Here is a 24,572-nt window from a genome sequence, read left to right on the forward strand (position 1 = left end):
CACGCGCCGGCATAAAAAGTTACCGTCGGTCCCAGAATGCCGGCGGCTCGATCCCCAGGCTCCGCAGGTACACATAGCCCTGCCCGCGGTGGTGGATTTCGTTGTCGACGAGGTATAAAAGCCCGCCGTATACCGGTCCTTCGTACGCGTTAAAGATCTTGTCCGTTTCCTGAAACCGGCCCTCCGGGATCTGCGGCCAAACGGTGTCGATCAGCCTGGTCGTATCGTCCCAAAGGTCCAGGAGGGCTTGTTTTGTGGAAGGGTTGGATGCGCGGTCATGACTCCCGAGGCCCTCCCATTGGCGGGTGGCAAAACCCTGTATACCCGGTCTGGCCATGTGGATCATTTCCAATGCCAGGCCGGAAAACGGGCGCATGCCGCCGACCGAATAGGTGAACAACTGGTCTTCCGGGAAGGCTTCGATCACGCGGCGGGTGAGGCGGCGGTGGCTTTGCCAATGATCCAGGAAGGCGTCGGGGGTAATAATAACTTGTGCCATTTGTTTTTTTTACAAAGAAAATGGCACTTGTGACAGCCTTATGTCAGCAACTTTATCCGTTGCAAAGAACGTAATAGCAAACCCCGTTGATGCAGGTGAAGCCATGCACCAGGATGCCATTGCAATGCAATGGGCACGACTCTATCGTCGAACAGGTTTGCAGGCCGCCCTTGATGGCTTTCATGTCGTTTTTTGTGAGGATTTCCATGGCTTGTGTTTACATGGTTAGGGACAAATGATGTACTTGCAAACACCGCTTTCGCAGATATACCCCTCGACGAGGTTACCGGTACAATAGTCCGGGCAATCGGTGGTGACCTTACAGGGGTAGTATCCCCCGATGATCCCTTTCATTTCTTTTTTGGTTAGGAGTTCCATATAAATGAATTGAGGGGATCAATATAGATCGGTTTCCTTACCCTTGCAATCCGTTTTTATACGGACTTTTGCCCCCATTCGTCCCTGGACCGCTTATTCTCCAGGTGCGACTGCTCGATTTCGTACTCCAGCGCGGGGTCGATGTTTTGCGCCTCCACCCGGCGTTGTTTTTCCATGAGGTCATCATGATGATCCTTGAGCCAGGCCAGTTGTTTTTTGCCATAAGACAACCGCGTGAACAGTACAAAGAGCACGGGCACGATAAATATGGACAGCAGCGAAGACGCGATCATCCCGCCCAGGACCGTATACCCGATGGTATTGCGCGCCACGGCCCCCGCGCCGGTGGCCAGTACCAGGGGCATGACGCCGAAAATAAAGGCCATCGAGGTCATGATAATCGGGCGCAACCGGAGCCGGGCGGCTTCGATGGTGGACCGGATCAGGTCCTCGCCGCGGTCTACGCGGAGTTTGGCGAATTCCACGATCAGGATGGCGTTTTTCGCCGACAACCCGATCAGGGTGATCAGCCCGATCTGCGCATAGACGTTGTTGGTGAGCCGGGGCACCAGCGTCAGGGCGAGGATGGCGCCAAACGCGCTGATCGGCACGGCCAGCATCACCGAGAAGGGGACCGACCAGCTTTCGTACAGGGCGGCTAAGAAAAGAAAGACAAAAACGATGGAGAACAGGAAGATGTATACGGTGGTGGACCCTGCCTTGATTTCTTCGTAGCTCAGCCCCGAAAACTCGTAGGTATACCCCTGCGGTAACGCACGCGCGGCCAGGGCTTTGATGTCCTCGATCCCCTGGCCGGTGCTGTACCCGGGGGGCGTCGAACCGTCGACCTCGGCCGAACGGAAGATGTTAAAGTGCTGGATCAGGGGCGTGGTTTCCGTGGGTTCGTACCGGATGAGGGTGCTGAGGGGCACCATCTGGCCGACAGAGTTCCGCACGTAGTACTTGTTCATATTGTCGATCAACGCCCGGAAATTGGTATCGGCCTGTACCACCACGTGAAAGGTCCGGTTGTACAGCGTGAAATTGTTGACAAAAAGACTGCCCATGTACGCCTGCATGGTCGAAAAGACGTCGGTGACGCTCACCCCGAGCTTCATACACTTGTCCCGGTCGACCGTCAGGTTGTACGTCGGCGTATGCGCCCCGTAGTAACTAAAGGCCGAGGAGATGGACGGGATCTTGTGCGCCTCGGCCACAAACTTCTTGACCACGGTTTCGAACTGGTGGACGTCGTCGGAGGTATTCCCCTGCTGGATCTGCAGGCTGAAACCGGAGGCCTGGCCGATCCCGCGGATGGGGGGCGGCTGGACGACCTGGATGATGGCGTTCTTGATCCCGGCCTTGGCGATCCGCGCGCGGAGGACGTTCATGATCCCGGGGATACGGGTGCTGTCGTCCGTGCGTTGGTCCCACGGTTTGAGCATGACAAAAAACGACCCGTTGTTGGACGTTGCGCCGCCGTTGAGGATGTTAAACCCACTGATGGCCGCATAGTGACCGACGCCCGGCGTGCCCGATACGATCCCCATCAGCTTGTGCATCACCGCCACCGACTGCGTCGTGGAGGAGGCTTCCGGCAGTTGGTACGTGACGTACATACGGCCGTCGTCCTCCCCGGGGATAAAACCGGAGGGTTTGTATTTAAACAACAGGTAGGTGCCGGCGCAGATACACACCAGCAGGATCACCACGTATTTCGATTGACGGATACACCGGCGGACGCCGTTCGCATACCTCCCCGTCATCCGGTCAAATCCGTTATTGAACCAGTCGAAAAACTTCAGCACGATCCCGCGTTTTTGCGTCTGGAGGTGCGAAGGCCGGAGCAAAAGGGTACAAAGGGCGGGTGTCAGCGACAGCGCGATAAACGCCGAGAAGATGACGGAAATGGCAATGGTGATGGCGAACTGCTGGTACAACCGGCCCACGATCCCCGGTATAAAACCCACGGGGACGAATACCGCCGCCAGGATAAGCGCGATCGCCACGACAGGGGCCGAGATTTCCTTCATGGCCTGGTACGTCGCTTCCTTCGCCGACATGTGGAAATGGTCGATGTAGTGCTGAACCGATTCCACCACGATGATGGCGTCGTCCACCACGATCCCGATCGCCAGTACGAAGCCGAACATCGTCAGCGTATTGATCGTAAAGCCCAGCGGGATAAAGGTGATAAAGGTCGCCATGATCGACACGGGGATGGCCAGGATCGGGATCAGCGAGGAGCGCCAGTTTTGAAGGAAAAGCAGCACCACGATGGCCACCAGCGCCAGCGCTTTCAGCAGGGTGCCCAACACTTCCTGCATGGACACCTTAATGATGGTGATGTTCTCGAACGGTACGGCATAGTCTACGTCCGCAGGAAAAGACTTTTTCAACTCATCCAGCGCCTTGTAGACGTTGTCCGCGGTCTCCAGGGCGTTGCTGCCCGGGGTCTGGTACACCATCAGGGTGGAGCTCCGGTGGCCGTCCATAAAGGCGTTGCTCGAAAAGGTGAACTTTCCCAGCTCGACCCGCGCGACGTCCTTGAGGTAGACGATCCGGGAGGAATCGGGATTGCTTTTGACCACCACTTTCTCGAACTGCTCCGGTTTGCTGAGCATGCCGTTGACGAGGATGGAGTATTCGTGCGACTGGCTGTTGGGTTGGGGCGGCGCGCCCACGGACCCGGCCGCGAGGTATTCGCTCTGGTTCTTCAGCGCGCTGACGACATCCGTGGGGGTTAGGCTGTAGCTGGCCATTTTGTTGGGGTCCATCCACACGCGCATGCTAAAGTTGTCGGTACGCGCCTGTACGTCACCCACCCCCGGTACCCGGAGCAGGGCGTCTTCTATAAAGACGCTGGTATAGTTGTCTAAGAAGGTAATGTTGTGCGACGCCTTGGGGGAGTACACCGCCACCATCATCAGCATGCTCGGGTTGCGCGCGCGGACGGTCATCCCCAGGGCGCTGACCACCGACGGCAGCAGGGGCGTGGCGATGTTTTTCCGGTTCTGGACGTTCAGGGCCGCGATGTGCACGTCGGTCCCCACGTTAAAGGTCACCGAAATATTGACCCCGCCGGAGTTGGTGCTCGTGCTTTGCATATACTCCATCCCCGGGGACCCGTTGACCTGTTCCTCGATGGGGATGGCCACGGTCTGTTCGACCGTCTGGGCGTCCGCCCCCGTATACTGCCCGCTGATCGATACGCTCGGCGGGGTGATGTCGGGATACTGGTCCACCGCCAGGTTGAGCATGGCGATCAACCCCGTGATCACCAACACGACGGAGATCACGATCGCGGTTACCGGCCTTTTGATGAACGTATTGGCGATCATTGTAGTTCTTTTGCCTTTTGGATCTCAAATTCAAGCGCGGGATCAATTTCCTGTGCCTCCACCCTGCGCGCCTTTTCCTTCAAATCCTCATGGTGTTCTTTGAGCCATTGCAATTTTTCTTTGCCGTAGGAGGCCTTGGTGATCAGTACAAACAAAACGGGCACGACGAAAATCGCGATCGTCGACGCCGCGGTCATCCCGCCCAGCACCGTAAAGCCGATGGTCCGCCGTGCCACCGCGCCCGCGCCCGTGGCCAGGACCAGCGGCATGACCCCGAGGATAAACGCCAGCGACGTCATCACGATGGGGCGTAACCGCAGCCGCACGGCCTGCAGGGTAGACTCGATGACGTCTTCCCCCAGGTCCACGCGGACCTTGGCGAACTCCACGATCAGGATGGCGTTTTTGGCCGCCAGGCCGATCAGCGTGATCAACCCGATCTGCGCATAGACGTTGTCCGTGAGGCTGGGGACGAAAAACAGGGTCAGGATGGCCCCAAAGGCGCCGATGGGCACCGCCAGCAGGACCGAGAAGGGCACCGACCAGCTTTCGTACAAGGCCGCCAGGAACAGGAAGACAAAGGTGATGGAGAAAAGGAAGATATACGTGGTCATCGACCCCGCCTTGATTTCCTCGTAGCTCAGCCCCGAGAATTCGTACGCATAACCCTGGGGCAGGAGGGTATCCGCCGTGGCCTTGAGGGCCGCGATGGCGTCCTCGGTGCTGTACCCCGGGGTGGACGCGCCGTCGATTTCCGCGGAACGGAAGATGTTGAAGTGCGAGATCAGGGGCGCCGTCTCGGTGGGATGATAGGTGATCAGCGTCCCCAGGGGCAGCATGTTCCCCACGGAGTTCCGCACATAATACTTGTTCATGTCCGTCACCATCGTCCGGAAAGCCGTATCCGCCTGCACCACCACGTGGAAAGTGCGGTTGTAGGTCGTAAAGTCGTTGATGTACAGGCTGCCCATAAATGCCTGTATCGTGGTAAACACGTCGTTGATGTTCACCCCGAGCTTTTCGCACTTGTCCCGGTCGACGTCCACATTATAGCTGGGCGTATGCGAAGAGTAAAACGAATACGCCCCGGTGATCGCCTTGTTTTTGTTGACCTCCGTGACAAACCGGTTGACCACGTTTTCAAAGGCGTGCAGGTCGTCCTGGGTATTGCGTTGCTCGATCTGGAAGCTAAACCCGACGGTCGCGCCGACCCCCGGGATAGGGGAGGGCTGTATCACCTCGACGTTCGCCCCCTTGATCCCCGCGTCCGCGATGCGGTTGCGCAGCACCGTCATGATCCCCGGTACGCGTTCGTCGTCGGTGGTCCGTTGTTCCCAGGGTTGCAACTGGATATAGATGGTGCCGCAGTTGGAATTGGACGCGTTGTTGATCACGTTCAACCCCGACAGGGCCGCGTAGTGCGCCACCCCGGGCGTGCTCTCCACGACCTTCATGATCCGGTTCATGGTGGATACCGACTGGGCCGTGGACGAGGCCGGCGGCAACTGGTACGTGACATACAGGTTCCCGTCGTCCTCCGAGGGGATAAAACCCGTGGGCTTTTTCTCAAACAGGTAAATGGCCGCTCCGCACACACACACCAGCAGGATGAGGATATAGCGGGCGTGGTGGATGCTTTTTTGCACCCCCCGCCCATACCGATGGGTCAACCCGTCGAACCATGTGTTGAACTTGTAGAAAAGCTTGTTCAACCCCTTGGCCTCTTTTTTGATTTTGGTTGGTTTTAAGAGCAATGAGCAAAGGGCAGGGGTAAGCGATAAGGCGATAAAGGCGGAGATCATCACCGAAATGGCGATGGTGATGGCAAACTGCTGGTACAACCGGCCCACGATCCCGGGGATAAAGCCCACGGGCACGAATACCGCCGCTAAGATCAGCGCGATCGCCACCACGGGCGCCGAGATGTCCTTCATGGCGCGGTACGTCCCCTCCTTCGCCGACATACCCTCTTCATCGATATAGTGCTGGACCGCCTCCACCACGATGATGGCGTCGTCCACCACGATCCCGATCGCCAGCACAAAGCCAAACATCGTCAGGGTATTGATCGTAAAACCGAGGGGGATAAAGAAGCAAAAAGTACCAAAGATCGACACGGGGATCGCCAGGACCGGGATCATCGTGGACCGTAAGTTTTGGAGGAAAAGAAAAACCACGATCGCCACCAGCCCGAGCGTCAGCAGCAGCGTGTTGACCACGTCCGACATCGACACCTTCACCACGGTCACCGATTCAAAGGGCACCGAGTACTCCACGTCCGCCGGGAAAAACTGCCGCAACTGCGCCAATTCGTTGTACACCCCTTGCGCCGTTTTCAACGCATTGCTGCCCGGCGCCTGGTAGATCTGCAGATAGCTGGCCCTGATCCCGTCCACAAAGGAATTGGAAGCAAAAGTAAATTTCCCCAATTCGACCCGCGCCACGTCTTTCAGGAATACCAGGGAGCCGGTATCGGGCGCATTCTTGACGATGATGTTTTCAAATTCCGACACCTTGCTCAAACGGCCGTTTACCAGGATGCCGATCTCGTACGTCTGGGACGGCGCCTGGGGCGGTACCCCCGCCGAACCCGCCGCCACCTGGACGTTCTGGGCGTTCAGGGCGTTGATGATGTCCTGGGCGGTGAGGCCGTAGCTCGCCATCTTTTGCGGGTTCATCCACACCCGCATGCTGAAGTCGTCCGTAAACCGGTTGATGGTCCCCACCCCCGGCACACGCAAAAGGGCGTCCTGGACGAAGATGTTGGTATAGTTGTCCAGAAAAGTAATGTTGTGCGACAAATGCGGCGAATAAATCGCCACCATCATCAACATGCTGGGGTTCACCGCGCGGACGATCAGCCCCAGCCGGCTCGCCACCGTGGGGACCAGCGGTTGTGCGATGGACACCCGGTTTTGCACGTCCAGCGCCGCCACGTCGATGTTTGTCCCAATGTCAAACGTGACGTTCATCGTCATCTGCCCGTTGTTGGTGCTGTTGCTTTGCATGTACTCCATGCCCGGCGAGCCGTTCACCTGTTCTTCAATGGGCGTGGCCACCGTTTGTTCCACGGTCTGCGCATCCGCCCCCGTAAACTGACCCGTCACCTGTACCACCGGGGGCGTAATGTCCGGGTACTGGTCGATGGGCAGGTTGAGGATACAGATCGATCCTGTCAGCACCAGCACAATAGAGATCACGATTGCCGTGACCGGCCGCTTGATAAACGTATTGGCAATCATAAGTTATCTCCCCTTACCGCCCGTTGCTGCGGGCGCTGCTTTGTTCGCCGTCGTGATGGGTGACCCGTCGTGGATAGACTGGACCCCGTCAACAACGATCTTGTCGCCTTCCTGTATACCTGATTCGACGATGACGTTCGGGCCGATGGTTTGGCCGAGGGTCACCTTGACCTGGATGGAGCGGAGACGCGCGTGCGCTGTGTCGCTGCCGCCGGCCTGCGCCTTATACACCGTGTCCTTCGCCACATACAGGAAGTACTCGCCCATTTGCTCCACCACCGCCTTCGCCGGCACCACCAGCTTCGGCGTCAGTTCCTGGTTGTGCACCCGTATCACGCAGCTCATCCCCGCCCGCAGCGCAAACTTCGGGTTCGGGAATTCCACGCGGATCCGGATCGTCCCCGTTTGCGGGTCCACCGCCCGGTCGATGACCGAGATCCGCCCCACGTGCGGGTATACCGTGTGGTCCGGCAATATGATCGTAAACAGCGAATCGATGTCTTGCTGTTTGTGTTCCTTCAGGTCCTCGAAGTGCCCCAACTGGGCTTCGTTGATCAGGAAGTCCACCCCCATCGGGTCGTCCGTGGACACCGTATTGAGGATCGTCGTCCCCACCGTCACCGTATTCCCCAGCTTGACCTGGCTAAACCCGATCGTCCCGTCAAACGGCGCCCGGATGATCGAATACGTCAGATTGGTTTCGGCCGTTTTCACCGCCTGTTCCGCCGCCGCCGTCTGGTTCTTGGCATTCTGCAGCGCGATCACCGCATGGTCCAGGGTCTGCTTCGCCACCGCGTTATAGGTGTTCAGGTACTGGTACCGGTCCGCGTCCTGCTGCGCCTGCACCTGGTTGCCCTGGGCCACCTTCAGGTTCGCCTGCGCCTGGTCCACCGCCGCCGTATACAGACGTTCGTCAATCTCATACAGCTTTTGACCCTTCGCCACGTGCTGGCCTTCCGTAAAGAAGATCCCCGTGACATACCCCTGCACCTGGCCCCTCAGGTCCACAGCGCTCAATGCCGCCATCGTGGCGGGTATCTTGTCGTAATACAAAACGCCCTGCGGTTTTACCGTGATCAGGTTCACCGGGACGCTATTGTCCCCCGCGGGCTTTGTTTGACTGTTGCAGCTAAGAAGGGCCAGGCTGGTCAGCAAGGCTCCGCTCAATACCACTTTTTGCATAGTAATGTTTTAATGTATATAGCCCATGGCCTTTTGCAAATCGATCTTACTCGACAGCAATTGGAACAACGCATTCAGGTATCCGATTTCCGACGAGATCAGGTTCGACTCCGCCGTGATCACGTTCAGGTACGCCACCACCCCCTGGTTATACTGCAGGCTCACGATCTTATACGTCCGGCGCGCCAGGTCCGTATTCTCCTGCATCATCTCCAGGTTATAATAGTTCCCCTTGTAATTCGCCAGCGCCGCCGTATACTCCGAATAAATCTCCGACACCAGCCGCACCTGTTCAAAGTCCAGTTCCTGTTCCTGCAAATGCGCCCGGTGCAGGCTTTGGGCCCGCGCAAAACCCGTAAAGATCGGGATGCTCAGCGACAACCCGATATACGAGTTCGGGTAAGACTGCGCAAAAAAGTTCGACGTCGTATTGCTCTCGAATTCGTAATTGTAATCGTAAAACGCACTCAGCGTCGGCAACCACGCCGTCCGGTAATACCGCGTCAGTTGCTGCTGGATATTCTTCGCCGTCATCAACTGCTGGAACTCGATGCGTTTGTCATACTGCAACGCCTGCGTCGTGTCAAACGCCACGTCCCGCATCATTTGCGCCGTGTCAAACCGCACGTTAAACTGCGAATCCGGCGGAAAACCCATCACCTGTTTCAGCGCCGCGTACTGTGGCAACACATTCTCCGTCGACTGTTTCAACTGCGCCTTTGAATTGTTCAGCTCGATTTTTGCCTCGTCATAATCCGTTTCGTCCACGATCCCGCCGATATACTGATGGTACGTATCGCTCAAATTCTTGTCCAGCCGAGCCGTATCTTCTTTTAAGACATCGATCTGTTCCAGCGTCAGCAACAGGTTGTAAAAACCTTTGCTCACACTCGTCACCACCCCGATCTGCGTACTGTCCGTCACCTGCAACGCCGCCTTATTATATAAAGGAGCAATCTTCGCCGCCGACAACAACGTCGGGCTAAAGATCGCCTGCGTCACCGACAGGGTAGGGATAAACGTGTTCACCACACCCGTTTTTTCCTTCGTATATCCCCCCGCGCCGTTCGAGACAAACGTCGTCGGTTGCTGGATATAATGCTGAAGGTTCCCCGACGCATTCACCTGCGGCAGCCAGCCCGCCAGGCTGATCGCGTTCGTCGAATGCTGAACCGCCTGGCTCAGGATCGCTTCGTTCAGCGTCGGCTCATGCTTCAACGCATAAGCGATGCACTGATCCAGCGTAAAAACCGGGGTATCCGGGGGAGGGGTTTGTTGGGCAAAGCCTGCATAGCTTGCCGCGCTTGTAAAAATGAGGAGGATTAGGCGTTTGGTCACTCTGCGCTTTTATACTGTTAACAAACGCAAGAATGGGTAAAAAGCATACCACTGCCGGCGGTTAACCCGGCTTGTTACTTGCACCCAACTTGTGACGGTAAAATTAGGGGTTTTACCCCCAGACGCCCGAAAAAAATCTTTTTGGCGGCGGAAAATCGGGGCTAGCGGATGGAATCACTTGCCCCTTCGCAGGTGCGTCACCGTAAACGAGAACAACTGCGCCGGTATCGAGAAAATCGCTTTCAGCACATTTACCGGTATCGATAGGAAGCCCTCCACCTCGCTCGGCTTATCGATCGCATTTTCCACCAGGATGCCGCTCGTAAACTTCGGCGCGTACATATTTTTTACAAAAGGAAACCGCAGCACCGGCACCGTCATCCACCGGGTATGGTCCGGGACCAGGATCGCCACACTCAGGAGGTGTTTGCCGCTGCGCGGGGCATCGAGCTCCAGGACCTTTGGTTTGAGCGGGCGGGTGAGGAGGCCGCGGACGAGCGGGGGCGGGCCGTCCGCCGCCGCGCTGGCGCCGCTGCCCGTCGCCGCCCCACCGGCGGTGCCCTCCGGTAGCCGCCCCGTGAACGACGCATCCACCTGTATCGCCTTATCCGCCGGCCCCTCCGCGTGGATCGTCCAGGTGCGGCTAAAGTTGCCCGAACGAAGTTCGGACGGTAGTATAAGGAATGCGTTCTTGTGCTCCTGCGTCTCCACGAAAACCCCCGTATCCCGCGGGGCCGCAATCGGGCCTTGCGCAATAGGCGCGGCCGCTGCCAGCACGCCCTGGGGCGCGGTGTCCTGGCCGCCCAGCTCCGTCACGATCTGGCTGATCCGGTCCTCCGTCGTCGACGAGACACTTTCCAAAAGACCCGCCGGGTTGACCGACCACCGCATCACGTCATTTGAAAACGGAAACGGCCGGTAATGCAATACATAAAGGTATTCCTCATCCGGTTCCAGGTTTACGCAAGGATCCACCTCCACTTCCAGCAAAGACGCGTCCAGTACTTTGTTGTCCGCCGCCGACCGCGTCACCAGGATCTTTGCCGTGATCCGGAGCAAAAGACTTGCCGTCGGGAGGTAATAACAAAGATCCCCCGTAGCCGGGCCGTTCTCCCAACGTTTACTTACCCAAACCGTCCTGCGGGCCACCACCTGTCCTATACAATAGAACACGAATACCCCGCCGCCGACCCATCCCAGTACCGAGAATAGTTCTTGCATATCGCAAAAAATACACTTTTTTTTGCACAAATATTGGCCATGCCCCAGTCTGTCGCACAGAAGCTACGCATCACCGAAGGGATGACGCTGCGCACCCTACACGCCCCCGACGGCTTTGCGGACGCCCTCGCGCCCCTGCCCGCCGGCGTCAAGGTCTCCAACCACACCAAGGACTACGCACAGATCCACTGGTTCGTCCGCAACAAAGCGCAAATGGAAGCCGGACTCGACGAGGTGCTTGGACTCCTGAAAGACGACGTCCTCTGCTGGATCTATTACCCCAAAGGGTCCTCCGGCATCCAAACCGACCTCACCCGCGACAAAGGATGGGAAGGGCTCCTATCGCACAAAAACATACAGTGGATTACGCTGATTTCGTTTGACGATACCTGGTCGGCCTTCAGCATCCGTCTGCAATCTTCGCCGTCTAAACCTAAACCGTCCAAGCCGGCTGTCAATCCCGTCGACGAATACGCCGACCGCGCCGCCCGGACGACACGCCTCCCCGAAGACCTTGAAAAGGCCTTCCGGAAAGCCCCCGATGCCCGCGCCTATTTCGATTCCCTCGCCTTTTCCCACCGGCGCGAATACCTCGAATGGATCGTGACCGCCAAACGCCCCGAGACCCGCGCCGCGCGCATAGCCGGCACCGTAGAGCGTCTCGGGCAGGGATGGAAAAACCCCCGGAACCAATAGTATGGATGTCGACCTTCTTATCATCGGCCAAGGCATTGCCGGCACTTTCCTTAGCCTCGAAGCCCGTCGCGCCGGTCTCTCTTACATCGTCCTCGACGACGCCCGCCCTTCCTCCGCTTCCCGTGTGGCTTCCGGGCTCATCAATCCCGTGACCGGGAAGCGCGTGGTGACCACGTGGATGGCGCCCGAGCTTCTTGCGCATGCGCGGGTGGCTTACGCCGATATCCTGGGGCGGTCTTATATCCGCGAGACGGAGATGGTGTCCTTCTTCCCGGGGCCCGATGCACGGGTGGTGTTTATGGAGCGCGTGGCGGCCTCCCCTTTTTTAGCCCTCCCCTCCGACGAACGCGACTGGTCGCCCTTTTTTAACTATAGCTTCGGCTACGGCATCATCCGCCCCTGCGCCCTCGTCGACCTTTCGTCCCTATTGGACGATGTCCGGGCCGACCTCCGCATGCGCGGGCTTCTTCTGGAAGCGCCGTTTACGCACGAAACACTCGAACCCACCGGCGTGCGCTATGGAGACATCCGCGCCCGGCACCTGGTTTTTTGCGATGGAATGACGGGTACGTCCGCATCCTGGTTTGGCATCCTGCCATTTTCCCCCAGCAAGGGAGAAGCCCTCCTCCTGGAGATCCCCGATCTACCTGGCGAGGCGGTTTTTAAAATGGGCCAAAACCTCGTTCCCCTCGGCGGCGGCCGCTTTTGGGCCGGCGCCTCTTATGAATGGAATTACCCAGACGCCCTGCCCACTGCCGCTTTCCGCACGCGAACCGAAAAGGCACTTCGCGAGTGGCTCCGCGTGCCCTTCGACGTCGTCGATCATGTAGCATCTATCCGCCCCACCACCGTCGAGCAAAAACCTTTTGTCGGGTTGCACCCCGTACACCCGCAGATAGGCATCCTCGGAGGTATGGGGACCAAGGGGTGTTCGCTTGCGCCCTTTTTTGCGCGGCAATTAGTCGACCACCTTACGCAAGGGAGCCCCATCTTAGGGGCGGCAGATGTGGGCAGATATGCCAGGATGTTGTCGAGGTAGGGGTAGCTTTTTTTGCGCCTTATATTCGCGTCAAGTTATACGTTTACTTTAGCCTTTATTGTCAAGCTATAACTTGACGCGAATATAAGGCGCAAAAAAGTCCCTGTGATGGGAGCGGACCATCACCCAACGTTAGACCTCCAGGTAGTTTCTAAGAGAGGTGCCAATAAAACTGGTCCAGCCTTCGACAAAGTTTTCGCGCGAAAGATCGGGGAAAAGGTCACCCCGGAAGGTCTCGATCCCCGTGTGTGTCAGCCGCAACCAGGTCGCGCCCATCTGCTCGAATAGCTCGATGGTCAGCAGCGAGGTGCCGGGGTAACCCCCGAAGGCCCACTCGTAGCTGATTTTTCGACCCGGGACGACCTCCGTTACCCGCCATTGGTGTATGTAATCCTTTCCTTTGTGCGAGAGGGTAAACTCCGTTTCAAAACCCACCTCCGCCCGAAAGTCTTTTATTTGAGGAAAATACCAGACCCTCATCTGGTCCAGCTCGGTCAGGGCCCTCCAGACCCTGTCTTTGGTCGTGGCAAAAGCACGTTCTACCACCACAGGCTCCCTGCCTGCTATTGACGCTGTTTGCATAATTGTAACCATTTGGTTACTCAAATATAAAATAAAACCATCCGGTTACGCAAATTTATTTTCGCTTCAACATTTTTCGGATGTAGCCTTCGGCTTCGGGCACCTTGCAGGCGGTGTCGCCCATATCAACATATACCACCCCTATAGACCTCGCCACCGCGATCGCTTCTTCGGTCAGTTCCGGGACGTACCCGCCCGCCGCGATGTGTTCCTCGGGGGCATCGATCCATTCCATCGCCAGGGTCGCGCCGTGCGGCCCCGCCGCTGCGATACCCGGCACCGTATATTCGCTGATGCTGTGCGACAACGCCTGGCTGACCCACGTACGCAGCTCCGCCTCCGTCATCTTCGCCGGTTCCGCCACCAGCCCCGCCAGGTACATGGCGTCCGCATTCCCTGTCGCAAAAAGGGCCAGCGACAGGTCGTGGTTTCTTTTGAGCTTTTTGGCGAGGTTTTTCAGGTGCTCCATCTTTACGCCAAACAGGGGTTCTCTGATCCCGTGTTTCAGCATGATTTTCCGGGTGCTTTCGTCTGAAAGCGCCTCCAGTTGGGACATGATCTCGGGGAGGGGCATACAAACAAGATACGGTCAATTCCCCGGAAAAAGCGGAGATTAGCTCCATGAGATTCCCCCTCCTGATCGTCCTGCTCACCATAACCGCCCGCCTGTCCGCCCAACACCTCGGCGCTCCACCGGATTCCCTCGGCCTGGATACTTTTTATAAAAAATATACCGACGCCGGCGGCATCCCCATCGTATCCTCCGAAAAGGCGCCTGACACGGCGCTGATAGTCGCGAGAGACATCGTCAACTACATGCTCGTGAAGCGCCCTGATGTGCGCGCTACCCTGATCCAGCACAAAGCCCGCGTCCTCGTCATGGCACAAAGCGAAATGGAGACCGACCTCCCCGAGCGCCGGTCCTGGAAAAAGCCCACCCGCGACGACCCCCGTCTGACCCCCGGCGAACGCGACAACTACGACAAACCCGGTGGCATCGCCAGCATGACCGATCGTGAATACTGGAACCGGCGAGCCCGTGGGATGGGCGGCACCGTTACCTCTTGCGCCGAGGAAAACCTCCTGGGCTATCCCGGCACCCGTTACTACGGCGAAAACATCCTCGTCCATGAATTCAGCCACAACATCATGAACGCTCTACGTGTGTGCGACACCACGCTTTACCGCGAGATCCACGTCGCCTACGACACCGCCAAGGCCAGGGGCCTCTACAAAGGGCAGTACGCCATCAACACCGTGGCCGAATACTGGGCTGAGGGTACCCAATGGTGGTTCTGGTCCAACATCGAATTCTACGACGGCGATACCCGGGTCCAGACCCCCGATGAACTCAAGGCCTACGATCCCGTCCTCTACCACCTCCTGGAACGCGTCTACCTGGGCCATCACAATCCCGCCGACGTGTACTACGCTAAAAACCTCCGTCCTGTCAGACGGGATCGCCGCCCTTAAAGCCCAGCCGGTGGCGCGCGATAATCTGGATGTTCGCCAAAAATAAATTTGCACAAGTAAATACTTGTACATAATTTTACAAGCACTTACTTGTACATTATGATAGCCCGACGGGACGTATACCAGGCCATTGCAGACCCGACACGGCGCGCGATCATCGGCATCGTGGCGAAGGAACCCTGCAATATGAAGACGATCACAGAGCAGTTTGACCTGAGCCAGCAGGCGATTTCGCTGCACCTGAAGATCCTGAAGGATTGCGGTTTGATAAAAGTGACGCAGCAGGGGAGGGACCGGATCTGCGAAGCAAAGCTGGACAGCCTGGGGGAGGTGTCGGTGTGGATCGACCAGTACCGGCAGCACTGGGAGAATAAGCTGGACGCGATGGAAGCCTACGTGGAAAAACTAAAAAAAGAACGATATGGAGCACACAAAAAGTAACCGGGGCATGACGCTTACCCGGACGTTTGACGCCCCCGTGGAACTCCTCTGGGAAGTTTGGACAAAGCCCGAACACATCTGCCAGTGGTGGGGACCCAACGGGTTCACGTGTACCATCCAGACCATGGAGGTGAAGAAGGGCGGCGACTGGGAACTCGTGTTACACGGACCGGACGGTACGGATTACAAAAACAAAAGTGTTTTCAAAGAAGTCGTCCCGCTGAAAAAACTCGTGTACGAACACGACTCCGCGCCCAGGTTTGTGGCCACCGTCGAATTCGAGGCACTGGGCGACAAGACGCACCTGACCTGGGACATGCTTTTCGAATCGGAAGAAGAGTTTATCCGGACAGTCAAAACCTTCAAAGCGGACGAAGGGCAAAAGCAAAATGCCGATAAACTCGCTGCGTATCTTAAAAGCGTGAGAGTATGATATTCCTCCTCGCCTTTCTTTTTGCGCAAACCGGATCATTTGCAACGGTCAACGGCCTGCACATGTATTATGAAATCCACGGTGCCGGCCAGCCGCTGGTCTTGATCCACGGGGGCGGGTCAACGATCCAGACCTCCTTTGGCAGGATCCTGCCCGCGCTGACAAAGGACCACGAGGTCATCGCCGTGGAGCTCCAGGCGCACGGCCACAGCGACAACCGCGACGGACGGCCGACCACGTTCGAACAGGACGCGGACGACGTGGCCGCCTTGCTCCAACGCCTGCACATCGGCAAGGCGGATATTTTCGGCTTTAGCAACGGGGGCACGACCGCCTTTCAAATCGCGATCCGTCACCCGGAGCTTGTTCGCAGGCTGGTCATCGCCTCCTCGATGTACAAAAGAGGGGGATCGCCCCCTGCGTTTTGGGCGGGTTTTGCCCACGCGACCCTCGACCAGATGCCGAAGGTGTACCAGGAAGCGTTCCTGAAGATCCGTCCCGACTCCAGCGCCTTGCAGACGATGTTCGAACAGGACCGGCAACGGATGGAGCACTTTAAGGACATCCCGGACAGCGTCATCGCCTCGATACAGGCGCCGGCGCTGATCATGATGGGTGACAAGGATGTGATCACTCCCGAACACGCGGTGGAGATGTATCGCCGACTGCCGCACGCGCGCCTCGCGATATTTCCCGGGGGGCACGGGGCCTATATAGGGGAGGTTATGAGCGGCGATGCTGCGCCGGCGCTGCCGGTGATCGAGGAATTTCTGAACGCGCAGTAGTGCGGGATCGCCGCCCGCACCGCGTCGCCCACGTCGGTCGCCCACGTCGCGCCGGCCGCGCCCGCGCCGCTCAGATCGGCTCCGCGTGCGGCAGCTCCTTCGCCTTATCCCCCAGGGTAAGGAGCAAAATCGTCCCGAGGATGCACCCCATCCCCGCCCAGTCGGCGGCAAAAAGAGGCACGTGCAACCACCCCACGGCGAGGGCGGCCGCGGCCACCGGCTCAGCGCAGACGAGAAGGCTGGCGCTTTGGGCGCCGATCCACTGGACCGCGGTCAGGTAGCTGTAAAAGGCGGCCAGGGTGCCCAGCAAGACGATCACGCCCAAACAGCCCCACGCCGGGGCATCCCAGGATCCGGGCACGTGCCAGGGGGGAGACACGAAGCTGAAAAAGACGCCCCCCACCACCATGGCCCAGCCGATCACAATGGACGCCTTGTACCGCGCCAGGAGCCCCGTGGGTTGTATGGTATAGAAAACCATGGCGACCGCGGAGGCCAGCCCCCAAAAAAGCGCGACGGGGGAGATGGACAAGGAATGAAAGCTGCCGTGGGTCACCAGCAGGAACGTACCCGCCAATGCACACGCCAGCGCGCCATACTCGTAGGGCCTTGGCCACCGCCGGTGCAGGACGGCAAAATACGCCGCGATCATCGGCGGCCCCAGGTACTGGAGCACGGTCGCGGTAGCGACATTGGACGCGCGGATCGCCGCGAAGTAGGTGTACTGGACGGCCACCACCCCGAAAATGCTAAACAGCAAAAGGGCGACCGCGTCCCGGCGCCAGATGTCCCAAATGGAGGCTCCGGCGGCCACCGTCGCGCGGGCGCCCGCCGAGGGCCCAGCGCCCGCCAAGGCCCCGGCGGTCTCAATGGCCTCGCCGCCCCGGCCGCCGCCTGCGGCCGCGCGCCCGAGCAGCAGCACCCCCGCGCCGAGAAGACGAACGGTGACGAGCCACTCGGTGGTCACCCCCCGGTGCTGAAAAAGAAATTGCGCGCAAGTCCCGGACACCCCCCAAAGGATGCCCGCGGAGAGCGCGAGCGCAAAACCCGTTGTTTTTTTGTTCATGATCCTAACCAGTCTTTAAAACGGCCGACCCGTTCGCGGCTGACGACGCCGTCGGTACCGGGGACGGGTGGGTGGAGTTCCAGTTTCAGGCGTCCACCCAGCCAGGTGTGGATTTTCCGCACGGCGTCGATATTGACGAGGAGGTGCCGGTTGGCGCGGAAAAAGCGTTGAGGGGAGAGCAGCGTCTCCAGTTCAGAAAGGGTATGTTCCAGGATATAACTGTTTTTTTGAAAGTCGATGCCGTAGCAGATCTTGCCGTCGGCGTAGCAATAGGCGGTATCCAAAGTGCGCAGGTAGTGGAGCTGCCGTCCTCTTTTAATGAGCAGCCGCTCGCGGAAGTGACCGGAGGACACCGGAGAAGAAAGGCGGCGGAATTTCTCCAGGGCTAGCCGGAGCTCCTGCTCGTCGATGGGTTTCAGCAGGTAATCGACGCTGTTGACCTTAAACGCCTTCAGGGTATATTGATCAAAAGCGGTGGTGAAGATAACGGGGGTGTCTACCTGTACCTGGTCGAATATGGAAAAACTCACGCCGTCGGCGAGCTGTATGTCCATAAACAAAAGATCGATCTCGGGAGCGGCGGACAAATAGCGCACGGATTCCTCGACGCTGTCGAGCCATTGGACGACGGAGCAGGAACCGGGGAGGGCCTGGAGCATCCGGATGAGCCGCTGGGCGGCGGGGGCCTCGTCTTCGATGATCACGACGCGCATATCAGGGGGATATAGACGGTAAATTGGGCGGGTTCTTCGTGGACCTCGACTTCCTGGTCGCTGAGGAGCCGGTAACGGTTACGGATATTGGCCAGACCGATGCCGGTGGATTCGGAGACCTGCTGTTTTTTTTGAAGGGTGTTGCTGACGACGAGCCGGCCTTCCTCGGAAAAGACGCGGATGTGGAGGGGTTTGGCGGCGGAGACGATGTTGTGTTTGATGGCGTTTTCCATGAGGATCTGGAGGGAGAGGGGGACGACGCGCTCGCCGAGCTTTTCTTCCCGGACCTGTATGGAGATGTCGAGGTTTCCCCCGAAACGCGTTTTTAGCAGAAAGGCGTAGGCCTTGAGTACGTCGAGCTCCTTGCTGAGGAGGATGCTGGGCTCATCCTTTACCTCCAGGATGTGGCGGTAGACCCGGGACAGTTGTTGTACAAAGGCGACGGCTTGTTCGGGTTCCTCGGGGATGATGGCGCAAAGGGTATTGAGGTTGTTGAAAAGAAAGTGGGGATTGACCTGGGTTTTCAGCGCGCTGAGCTGGGCCTGAAGGCTCTCGCGTTTCAACCCCTCCTGGGCCTCGATCGATTTACGCAACTCCGCCATAAAATAGATGCTTTCATATATGGCGACGGCGGCGAGGGTACAAAAAAGGGCGGCAAAGTTGGACCGGGTGTTGTAGTCCACGCCGGGTTGTATGTCTCCGGGGAAAAAACGATGACAAATCCAGTCGAGCACGACGTCCAGCAGGTTGTTGACCGTGAGCGTAAAGACCAGCATCAGGCCGGCCTGGACCCAAAGCCGCCGGCGGGTTTGCTCAAAACCGGGATACCGGAGCCGTGACCAGATCATGATATAACGGACGCCCACCCAGATCATGGCGGTGCACACCAAACTCATCCAGAAACACTCCCATGTATAGTAGGGGGCCTGGCGGAACCCCATCCCCAGGAACACGATGGGGATCAAAAAGGCCATGACAATCACTCCCAGCACGGTGACCAGGCGGTCGTCAAAACCTATCTTGGGGTGTTGCCAACGCATACCTAAAAATACGCTTTCTGCCCGCAGTTCACTCCGTCTTTTCGACAGCTCACGTCAATTGGGTTGCCCCGGGAACGACGCGGAGGCAACTTTACGGCAAAAATAGCCATGCGATCCATTTTTACTTCAGTGCTGCTGCTGGCGGTTTTCTGTGCGTCCGCACAAACCCAGACCATAAAAGGTGTGGTGACCGACAAGACCTCCGAAAAACCGTTGGCGGGGGTGACGGTACAGGCCGCAGGTCTGACGACCATAACAGACTCCCTTGGCCGGTACACGCTTAAAAACGTCCCCCTGGGCCGTCAGCAATTGGCCTATAGTTACGCGGGCTACCAGCCCGCCCTGATCCCCGAGGTCCTTGTCACCTCCGGCAAGGAAGTGATCCTCGACCTGGGCCTCGAACAAAAGTATATCACGCTCGATGTAACGGTGAAAGCCTCCCCCAAAAAGGGTGCGCCCCTCAACGAATTCGCCGCAGGCAGCACGACGTCCTTTAACATGGAAGACGTCACGCGTTTTGCGGGCGGCCGCAACGATCCGTCCAAGCTGGTCAGCAACTACGCGGGTGTGGTGGCGGACAACGACGGACGGAACGACATCGTCGTGCGGGGGAATTCGCCCACCGGGGTGCTTTGGCGCATCAACGGCATCGCGTCTCCCAATCCCAACCACTTTTCCACGCTGGGGACCACAGGCGGGGCCGTGAGCGCCCTCAATACCAATGCCCTCAAAACGTCCGATTTTTTGACGGGGGCCTTTGCCCCCGAATACGGGAATGCCCTCGCCGCGGTTTTTGACATAGAGCTTCGGGGCGGGAACAGCAGCCGGCACGAAGAGACGTTCCAACTCAACCTCTTCAGCGGTTTGGAAGCCACGGTGGAAGGCCCTCTCAACCACAAGGATAACGGGGCCGCCTACCTTGCCAGTTACCGGTATTCTTTTGCAGAGATCGCCCAGTCGCTGGGGATCAATATCGGCACCCAGGCCGTGCCCCACTACCAGGACTGGGTCTTCCACATCACCACCGGCAAGGGCCGCCTGGGCCGGTTTTCCTTTTTCGGAATGGGCGGGCTCAGCCGCATCGACCTGATCGGCAGCAAGCTCGACTCCACCGACTTTTACAGTCAGACCGACCAGGACGCATACGACAAAAGCAACTTCTCCTTTTTTGGCATCCGCCACACCCTCGATCTTGGTCAACGCGCCTATATAAAGACCGTGCTGTCTTACGCGCATACCCTTGACCTTTACGACCAATACCAATACCCCGACCCGGTGCCGCCCTATAAGGACCGCTGGTGGGAGGTCCACTCCGGGGACACCACCAACACCTTCCGGTTTTCGTCTTTTGTCAATGAGAAATACAATAGCCGGTTTTCCTACCGGGCCGGCGTTTCCGGAGACGTCCTCGGTTTGAAAATGCTCGTCCTTGACAAAACCGGTCTGCCGCCGGCCGCGCCCTTTGACACCGTCAACAGCTACAGGGGCACCACCTTTTTGGGCCAGGCCTTTGCAGAGGTCCGTTACCGTTTGTCGGAAGACCTCACGTTTACCGGCGGTCTGCACGGACAATGGTATTCGCTCAACAGCAACACCGCGATAGAACCCCGGGTGTCGTGGGCCTACCGTCTGCCGGCGCGCCAGACCCTTACGCTCAGCTATGGCCTCCACAGCCAGCTCCAGCCCACGCCCGTCTATTTTCAAACCATCGACATCCAAACCGGCGCCCGCGACCCCGGCAACCGGAGTCTTGGGTTTACCCGCGCCCACCATGTCATCCTGGGTTATGAACGCCGTTTGGGGGCCGACTGGAGGGTCAAGGCGGAAGCCTATTACCAATACCTTTTTGACGTCCCCGTGGAAAAAAGCTCCAGCGGTTTTTCCCTGCTCAATGCCGGGGCAGACTTTACTTTTCCCCCCTTGGTTGGACTCGTGAACAAGGGCTCCGGTACCAACAAAGGCGTCGAGCTCACCCTGGAAAAATTTATGAGCCACGGCTACTACCTTTTGTTGACGACTTCCCTTTTCGACTCCCGGTATAAAGGCAGCGACGGCGTCAGCCGGAACACCGCCTTCGACTACAAAACCGTGGTCAACCTCCTCGGCGGCCGCGAATGGCCCCTGGGCAAACACGGCAACGCCTTCACCGTCGACGCCCGTCTGTCCACCGTAGGCGGCCGCTACACCACCCCCGTCAACGTCGCCCAGTCCCGCGCCAAAGGCTTCGAGGTCCTCGACACCCTTGCCTACGACTCCGAGCGCCTCTCCGGTTATTTCCGGCTCGACACCAAATTCGGGATCCGGCTTAACAGCGGACACCGGCATTTCAGCCAGACTTTTTACCTGGATTTGCAGAATGTGACCAACCACAAGAATATTTTCGTGGAGCAGTATAATCACGCGACGGGGAACCTCAGCTCGGTCTATCAGATCGGGTTCTTCCCGGATATTCTTTACCGGATACAGCTTTAATGTCCCTTCGCTTGGGAATCCGGACGATTTGACTTATATTGAAGGATATGAAAAAGCCAATCATTATCCTCCTGCTGCTACCCGTCGTCCTCGCGCTGACCTCGTTCGCGCGGATCCCCGGGTATTCCGTGACCGTTGACAATGAAACCTCGGGCACGGAGACCGTTACTTTGGACTACTACAGTTCGAGCCACACGTTGCTGGCGTCCCACCAGAAGACCATCCCCGCCAATACCGCGGTAGGCGATGCGGGGCCCTCCCCTTACACCAGTACCTACAGCGTGACGATCTCCGTGTCGACTGCCGTGAGCACCCTGGACTTCTGGAACAACACCCTGACGTATGAAGGGGGGTGTATTTCCAGCTACCCTGGGGCATCCGTTACTTCCGCGACCTTTGATTTCACGACGACGTACTCGGGTTATATTATTTATGTCAGCAACGGCGCCTGCCGCTAAGACCCAAACGCGCGCACGTAACTAATCTTCGCCACCGGCCGCCACCAGCCCTCCGGCCGGAATGTCACGTACACCTGTGTCGAAAAAGGATCGCGGGTCACGCTGCCGATATAGCCTTGGTATTGCACCCGCGTTATGTCCGTCAGCGAAAACAAAAGACTGCTCCGCGTGCCCATCTCCTTTTTGACCACGGCGCTGAGCGTGGCGGCCCCTTTGTTTTCGGAGGCCCCGTAGAAGCTTTGCGTGTTATAGGTACCGGACACCTGCACGAGGTAGTGCCGGGGAAACCGGACCACGGACGTTACGTTCAACGAACCGGACAGGAAGCTTTTTTCATAAGGAATAGGGTTGTACGAGGCGTGGTATTGCGTCCAGCCCCCGGACGCGCTGGCGTTGATGTCCCACCAGGGCAGGGGTTTTAAGGGGAGCACGGCCTGCAACAGCACGGCCTCCAGGTAGTCCAGGTTGACGGGGGCGATGTAGACAAGGTCGCTGCCGGCGCGGGCGGTGGCGGTATAGCGGGCGATGGGATAGTTGTCCCGGCTGGCCAGCACGGACAACGCATATCCGTGGCTGGTATAGCTCAGCTTCAGGTTGTGCGTGATCGTGGGGCGTAAGAGGGGATTGCCCGTAAAGACCGATATGGGGTCGTTGTACCAGATACTGGACTCAAGGTCGTCGTAGGAAGGCCGGCTGATGCGCTTTGTGTAGGAAAGCACCACGGCCCGGTCGTCCCCGACCTTCCGGGTCAGGAATATATCGGGGAACAAGCCGTTGAGTATACGGTGGAGGGTATCCGTAGCGATGGTGCGGGAGTACTCATACCTGGCCCCGGCGATCAGCGTCGTCAGGGTATCGAACCTGATGTGAAAAGAAGCGTATGCAGCGGCGATGCCCTCCGTTACCAGGAAATTGTTGGTGGTGGTGCCGCTCCGGTTTATCCAGGCACCGTTGACCAGGCTAAGCAGGCCGGCATTGCTGAGGCTATGGGAGTAGTCGCCTTTTACGCCTGCCTCCAACTGCACGCACCGGCCCAGGGGACCGCTATAATCGATTTTCGCCGAGCCCACGTGTTGGGTGGCTCCGGTATATCCACGTTGCACCGGCGCAAACGTCGTATCCCCGGGCGCATAAGGGTTACCGTGTTGGTCCAGAAAAGTACTGGTCACCGAAGAATTACCGGTGGTGATATAGTCGTCGTAATCTATGTCCAGGTTGAGCTTTGCCCCCTTGCGCAGCGACCGCTCCAGGGTAAAGGACGCCGACGGGTTTTTCCAGAGGATGGCCCCGTCGATGGTGCCGTCGAAATTGAACACCGAGTCGGGCAGGAAGTCATACAATACGCGGTTGACGCTGTGGGAACGGCTCTGCCAGACGTCATAAGACAGCCTGAGCCCAGCGGTCGTCCGGGGGGTCAGTTGGACATCCACGCCCACCCTTGCTGTTTGCCCTTGCCCGATCGACTGGGCGTTGCTGTTATACACAAAGGTGGTCAGCCCGTTCCACTCGGGGATGATTTCATTGCCCCCGGCCTCCAGCAGGGTCTGATTATGGTCATAGTTGTAGGAATAGGAGGCGGACAGGTTGACCTTTCCCGTGTTGTGCTCCACCCGAAGGCTGCCCGAGGCTTTTGGCCACTCGCCGTATCCGCCCGACAGGGAGAGGGAACCGTGCGTGCCCTTTTTCTTATTTTTCTTCAAAATAATGTTCACGATTCCCGCGCTGCCCTCCGCGTCGAAGTTGGCGGGGGGCGTGGTCATGATGTCGATCCGTTCGATGTCGTCGGCGTTTAACGAACTTAGGAAGTTCATCAGCTGGGTAGGGGACATGTGCGTGACTTTACCATTGATCAACACCGTTACCCCGGTTTTGCCGTTGAGCATAACGCTGTTGTAGCGGTGGTCGATGGTGATGCCGGGGGCGCGTTCCAACGCCTGCAACGCAGAGCTCCCCTGGCTGAGCGGGTCGTTCCCCACGTTCACGATGGTGCCGTACGGGCCCTGCTGGTAGACGGGTTTGGTGGCCTTGACAACAACCTCCGATAACCTAACGGTGTCGGTGTGTTGAAACAGGCAGAGGAGGAGAAGGATCTTCATACCCTAAAGAAAATCATGCGCTCCCGCCCGATAAAATGTGGTTGCTCAGCGGGCGGATATAATTGACCAACGGCACA

The 24,572-nt window shown here is 58.2% G+C and carries 22 protein-coding genes; 8 read left to right on the forward strand and 14 right to left on the reverse strand.

Annotated features, from left to right (window positions below; all coding sequences use genetic code 11):
• Positions 1-19 precede the first annotated feature (19 nt).
• The 8 genes from EDB95_RS15060 to EDB95_RS15085 all read right to left on the reverse strand — a co-directional run bounded on the left by EDB95_RS15060 (position 20) and on the right by EDB95_RS15085 (position 11,201).
• Positions 20-499, reverse strand: a complete 480-nt coding sequence (locus tag EDB95_RS15060) for a DinB family protein (protein ID WP_133994627.1) — start codon at positions 497-499, stop codon at positions 20-22.
• 52 nt (positions 500-551) lie between these two features.
• A complete protein-coding gene (locus EDB95_RS27315; RefSeq protein WP_162852619.1) occupies positions 552-707 on the reverse strand; it encodes a hypothetical protein in 156 nt (51 codons plus the stop codon).
• Positions 708-724: 17 nt separating this feature from the next.
• Positions 725-877 (reverse strand): hypothetical protein, encoded by a 153-nt coding sequence (locus EDB95_RS27320; protein ID WP_162852620.1) that lies wholly within the window; start codon positions 875-877, stop codon positions 725-727.
• A 56-nt stretch (positions 878-933) separates the two neighbouring features.
• Positions 934-4,218: an efflux RND transporter permease subunit gene (locus EDB95_RS15065; protein WP_133994628.1), complete on the reverse strand. Its 3,285-nt coding sequence runs from the start codon at positions 4,216-4,218 to the stop codon at positions 934-936.
• Positions 4,215-7,460, reverse strand: a complete 3,246-nt coding sequence (locus EDB95_RS15070; RefSeq protein WP_133994629.1) for an efflux RND transporter permease subunit — start codon at positions 7,458-7,460, stop codon at positions 4,215-4,217. The genes EDB95_RS15065 and EDB95_RS15070 overlap by 4 nt, the downstream gene beginning before the upstream one ends.
• Positions 7,461-7,463: 3 nt before the next feature.
• Positions 7,464-8,642 (reverse strand): efflux RND transporter periplasmic adaptor subunit, encoded by a 1,179-nt coding sequence (locus EDB95_RS15075; RefSeq protein ID WP_133994630.1) that lies wholly within the window; start codon positions 8,640-8,642, stop codon positions 7,464-7,466.
• A gap of 9 nt (positions 8,643-8,651) precedes the next feature.
• Positions 8,652-9,980 (reverse strand): TolC family protein, encoded by a 1,329-nt coding sequence (locus tag EDB95_RS15080; protein WP_133994631.1) that lies wholly within the window; start codon positions 9,978-9,980, stop codon positions 8,652-8,654.
• Positions 9,981-10,154: 174 nt separating this feature from the next.
• Positions 10,155-11,201 carry a hypothetical protein gene (locus EDB95_RS15085; RefSeq protein ID WP_133994632.1) on the reverse strand — a complete coding sequence of 349 codons (1,047 nt, stop codon included), beginning with the start codon at positions 11,199-11,201 and terminating at the stop codon, positions 10,155-10,157.
• A 39-nt stretch (positions 11,202-11,240) separates the two neighbouring features.
• Between EDB95_RS15085 and EDB95_RS15090 the strand changes: the two genes are divergently transcribed.
• The gene (locus EDB95_RS15090) at positions 11,241-11,897 is read left to right on the forward strand and encodes a YdeI/OmpD-associated family protein (RefSeq protein ID WP_133994633.1); all 657 of its coding nucleotides are present in this window, start codon (positions 11,241-11,243) and stop codon (positions 11,895-11,897) included.
• A gap of 1 nt (position 11,898) precedes the next feature.
• Positions 11,899-12,936, forward strand: a complete 1,038-nt coding sequence (locus EDB95_RS15095) for an NAD(P)/FAD-dependent oxidoreductase (RefSeq protein WP_133994634.1) — start codon at positions 11,899-11,901, stop codon at positions 12,934-12,936.
• Between the two features lie 132 nt (positions 12,937-13,068).
• Here EDB95_RS15095 and EDB95_RS15100 read toward each other — a convergent pair whose 3' ends face one another.
• Complete coding sequence (locus EDB95_RS15100) at positions 13,069-13,518, reverse strand: SRPBCC family protein (RefSeq protein WP_133994635.1); 450 nt, start codon at positions 13,516-13,518, stop codon at positions 13,069-13,071.
• Between the two features lie 55 nt (positions 13,519-13,573).
• Positions 13,574-14,092, reverse strand: coding sequence for a DNA alkylation repair protein (locus tag EDB95_RS15105; RefSeq protein ID WP_133994636.1), 519 nt, complete (start codon positions 14,090-14,092; stop codon positions 13,574-13,576).
• 47 nt (positions 14,093-14,139) lie between these two features.
• On the opposite strand from EDB95_RS15105, the gene EDB95_RS15110 reads away from it, so the two are divergent.
• From EDB95_RS15110 to EDB95_RS15125, 4 genes are all read left to right on the forward strand, one after another.
• The gene (locus EDB95_RS15110) at positions 14,140-14,991 is read left to right on the forward strand and encodes a glycoside hydrolase (protein ID WP_133994637.1); all 852 of its coding nucleotides are present in this window, start codon (positions 14,140-14,142) and stop codon (positions 14,989-14,991) included.
• 99 nt (positions 14,992-15,090) lie between these two features.
• Positions 15,091-15,432, forward strand: a complete 342-nt coding sequence (locus EDB95_RS15115) for an ArsR/SmtB family transcription factor (RefSeq protein WP_133994638.1) — start codon at positions 15,091-15,093, stop codon at positions 15,430-15,432.
• Positions 15,413-15,865 carry an SRPBCC family protein gene (locus tag EDB95_RS15120; protein WP_133994639.1) on the forward strand — a complete coding sequence of 151 codons (453 nt, stop codon included), beginning with the start codon at positions 15,413-15,415 and terminating at the stop codon, positions 15,863-15,865. The genes EDB95_RS15115 and EDB95_RS15120 overlap by 20 nt, the downstream gene beginning before the upstream one ends.
• On the forward strand, positions 15,862-16,650 hold the full coding sequence (locus EDB95_RS15125) for an alpha/beta fold hydrolase (protein WP_133994640.1): 789 nt from the start codon (positions 15,862-15,864) through the stop codon (positions 16,648-16,650). The genes EDB95_RS15120 and EDB95_RS15125 overlap by 4 nt, the downstream gene beginning before the upstream one ends.
• Before the next feature lie 70 nt (positions 16,651-16,720).
• Here EDB95_RS15125 and EDB95_RS15130 read toward each other — a convergent pair whose 3' ends face one another.
• The 3 genes from EDB95_RS15130 to EDB95_RS15140 are packed head-to-tail and all read right to left on the reverse strand — an operon-like array spanning position 16,721 to position 19,469.
• Positions 16,721-17,716 (reverse strand): DMT family transporter, encoded by a 996-nt coding sequence (locus tag EDB95_RS15130; protein WP_133994641.1) that lies wholly within the window; start codon positions 17,714-17,716, stop codon positions 16,721-16,723.
• Positions 17,713-18,429, reverse strand: coding sequence for a LytR/AlgR family response regulator transcription factor (locus EDB95_RS15135; protein WP_133994642.1), 717 nt, complete (start codon positions 18,427-18,429; stop codon positions 17,713-17,715). Before EDB95_RS15135 ends, EDB95_RS15130 begins: the two co-directional genes overlap by 4 nt.
• Entirely contained in the window at positions 18,417-19,469 is a 1,053-nt protein-coding gene (locus EDB95_RS15140) for a sensor histidine kinase (RefSeq protein WP_133994643.1), read from the reverse strand. The genes EDB95_RS15135 and EDB95_RS15140 overlap by 13 nt, the downstream gene beginning before the upstream one ends.
• Positions 19,470-19,577: 108 nt before the next feature.
• Here EDB95_RS15140 and EDB95_RS15145 point away from each other — a divergent pair, with 108 nt between their 5' ends.
• Together EDB95_RS15145 and EDB95_RS15150 are read left to right on the forward strand one after the other, a co-directional pair.
• The gene (locus EDB95_RS15145; RefSeq protein WP_133994644.1) at positions 19,578-21,941 is read left to right on the forward strand and encodes a TonB-dependent receptor; all 2,364 of its coding nucleotides are present in this window, start codon (positions 19,578-19,580) and stop codon (positions 21,939-21,941) included.
• Positions 21,942-21,988: 47 nt separating this feature from the next.
• Positions 21,989-22,399: a hypothetical protein gene (locus EDB95_RS15150; RefSeq protein WP_133994645.1), complete on the forward strand. Its 411-nt coding sequence runs from the start codon at positions 21,989-21,991 to the stop codon at positions 22,397-22,399.
• Here the strand turns inward: EDB95_RS15150 and EDB95_RS15155 are convergent.
• A complete protein-coding gene (locus EDB95_RS15155) occupies positions 22,396-24,495 on the reverse strand; it encodes an outer membrane beta-barrel protein (RefSeq protein ID WP_133994646.1) in 2,100 nt (699 codons plus the stop codon). The two genes, EDB95_RS15150 and EDB95_RS15155, sit on opposite strands and share 4 nt — an antisense overlap.
• Between the last annotated feature and the right edge of the window lie 77 nt (positions 24,496-24,572).

Source organism: Dinghuibacter silviterrae (genome assembly GCF_004366355.1).
In the GTDB taxonomy this organism is placed as follows: Bacteria; Bacteroidota; Bacteroidia; order Chitinophagales; family Chitinophagaceae; genus Dinghuibacter; species Dinghuibacter silviterrae.

What these genes read in the sequence shown, in the direction of transcription:
- EDB95_RS15110 (WP_133994637.1), top strand. Translation starts at nt 14,140, where the DNA reads ATGAGATTCCCCCTCCTGATCGTCCTGCTCACCATAACCGCCCGCCTG.
- EDB95_RS15130 (WP_133994641.1), bottom strand. Translation starts at nt 17,716, where the DNA reads ATGAACAAAAAAACAACGGGTTTTGCGCTCGCGCTCTCCGCGGGCATC.
- EDB95_RS15145 (WP_133994644.1), top strand. Translation starts at nt 19,578, where the DNA reads ATGCGATCCATTTTTACTTCAGTGCTGCTGCTGGCGGTTTTCTGTGCG.
- EDB95_RS15120 (WP_133994639.1), top strand. Translation starts at nt 15,413, where the DNA reads ATGGAGCACACAAAAAGTAACCGGGGCATGACGCTTACCCGGACGTTT.
- EDB95_RS15105 (WP_133994636.1), bottom strand. Translation starts at nt 14,092, where the DNA reads ATGCCCCTCCCCGAGATCATGTCCCAACTGGAGGCGCTTTCAGACGAA.
- EDB95_RS15065 (WP_133994628.1), bottom strand. Translation starts at nt 4,218, where the DNA reads ATGATCGCCAATACGTTCATCAAAAGGCCGGTAACCGCGATCGTGATC.
- EDB95_RS15135 (WP_133994642.1), bottom strand. Translation starts at nt 18,429, where the DNA reads ATGCGCGTCGTGATCATCGAAGACGAGGCCCCCGCCGCCCAGCGGCTC.
- EDB95_RS27315 (WP_162852619.1), bottom strand. Translation starts at nt 707, where the DNA reads ATGGAAATCCTCACAAAAAACGACATGAAAGCCATCAAGGGCGGCCTG.
- EDB95_RS15100 (WP_133994635.1), bottom strand. Translation starts at nt 13,518, where the DNA reads ATGCAAACAGCGTCAATAGCAGGCAGGGAGCCTGTGGTGGTAGAACGT.
- EDB95_RS15075 (WP_133994630.1), bottom strand. Translation starts at nt 8,642, where the DNA reads ATGCAAAAAGTGGTATTGAGCGGAGCCTTGCTGACCAGCCTGGCCCTT.
- EDB95_RS27320 (WP_162852620.1), bottom strand. Translation starts at nt 877, where the DNA reads ATGGAACTCCTAACCAAAAAAGAAATGAAAGGGATCATCGGGGGATAC.
- EDB95_RS15085 (WP_133994632.1), bottom strand. Translation starts at nt 11,201, where the DNA reads ATGCAAGAACTATTCTCGGTACTGGGATGGGTCGGCGGCGGGGTATTC.
- EDB95_RS15155 (WP_133994646.1), bottom strand. Translation starts at nt 24,495, where the DNA reads ATGAAGATCCTTCTCCTCCTCTGCCTGTTTCAACACACCGACACCGTT.
- EDB95_RS15060 (WP_133994627.1), bottom strand. Translation starts at nt 499, where the DNA reads ATGGCACAAGTTATTATTACCCCCGACGCCTTCCTGGATCATTGGCAA.
- EDB95_RS15150 (WP_133994645.1), top strand. Translation starts at nt 21,989, where the DNA reads ATGAAAAAGCCAATCATTATCCTCCTGCTGCTACCCGTCGTCCTCGCG.
- EDB95_RS15125 (WP_133994640.1), top strand. Translation starts at nt 15,862, where the DNA reads ATGATATTCCTCCTCGCCTTTCTTTTTGCGCAAACCGGATCATTTGCA.
- EDB95_RS15140 (WP_133994643.1), bottom strand. Translation starts at nt 19,469, where the DNA reads ATGCGTTGGCAACACCCCAAGATAGGTTTTGACGACCGCCTGGTCACC.
- EDB95_RS15115 (WP_133994638.1), top strand. Translation starts at nt 15,091, where the DNA reads ATGATAGCCCGACGGGACGTATACCAGGCCATTGCAGACCCGACACGG.
- EDB95_RS15095 (WP_133994634.1), top strand. Translation starts at nt 11,899, where the DNA reads ATGGATGTCGACCTTCTTATCATCGGCCAAGGCATTGCCGGCACTTTC.
- EDB95_RS15090 (WP_133994633.1), top strand. Translation starts at nt 11,241, where the DNA reads ATGCCCCAGTCTGTCGCACAGAAGCTACGCATCACCGAAGGGATGACG.
- EDB95_RS15070 (WP_133994629.1), bottom strand. Translation starts at nt 7,460, where the DNA reads ATGATTGCCAATACGTTTATCAAGCGGCCGGTCACGGCAATCGTGATC.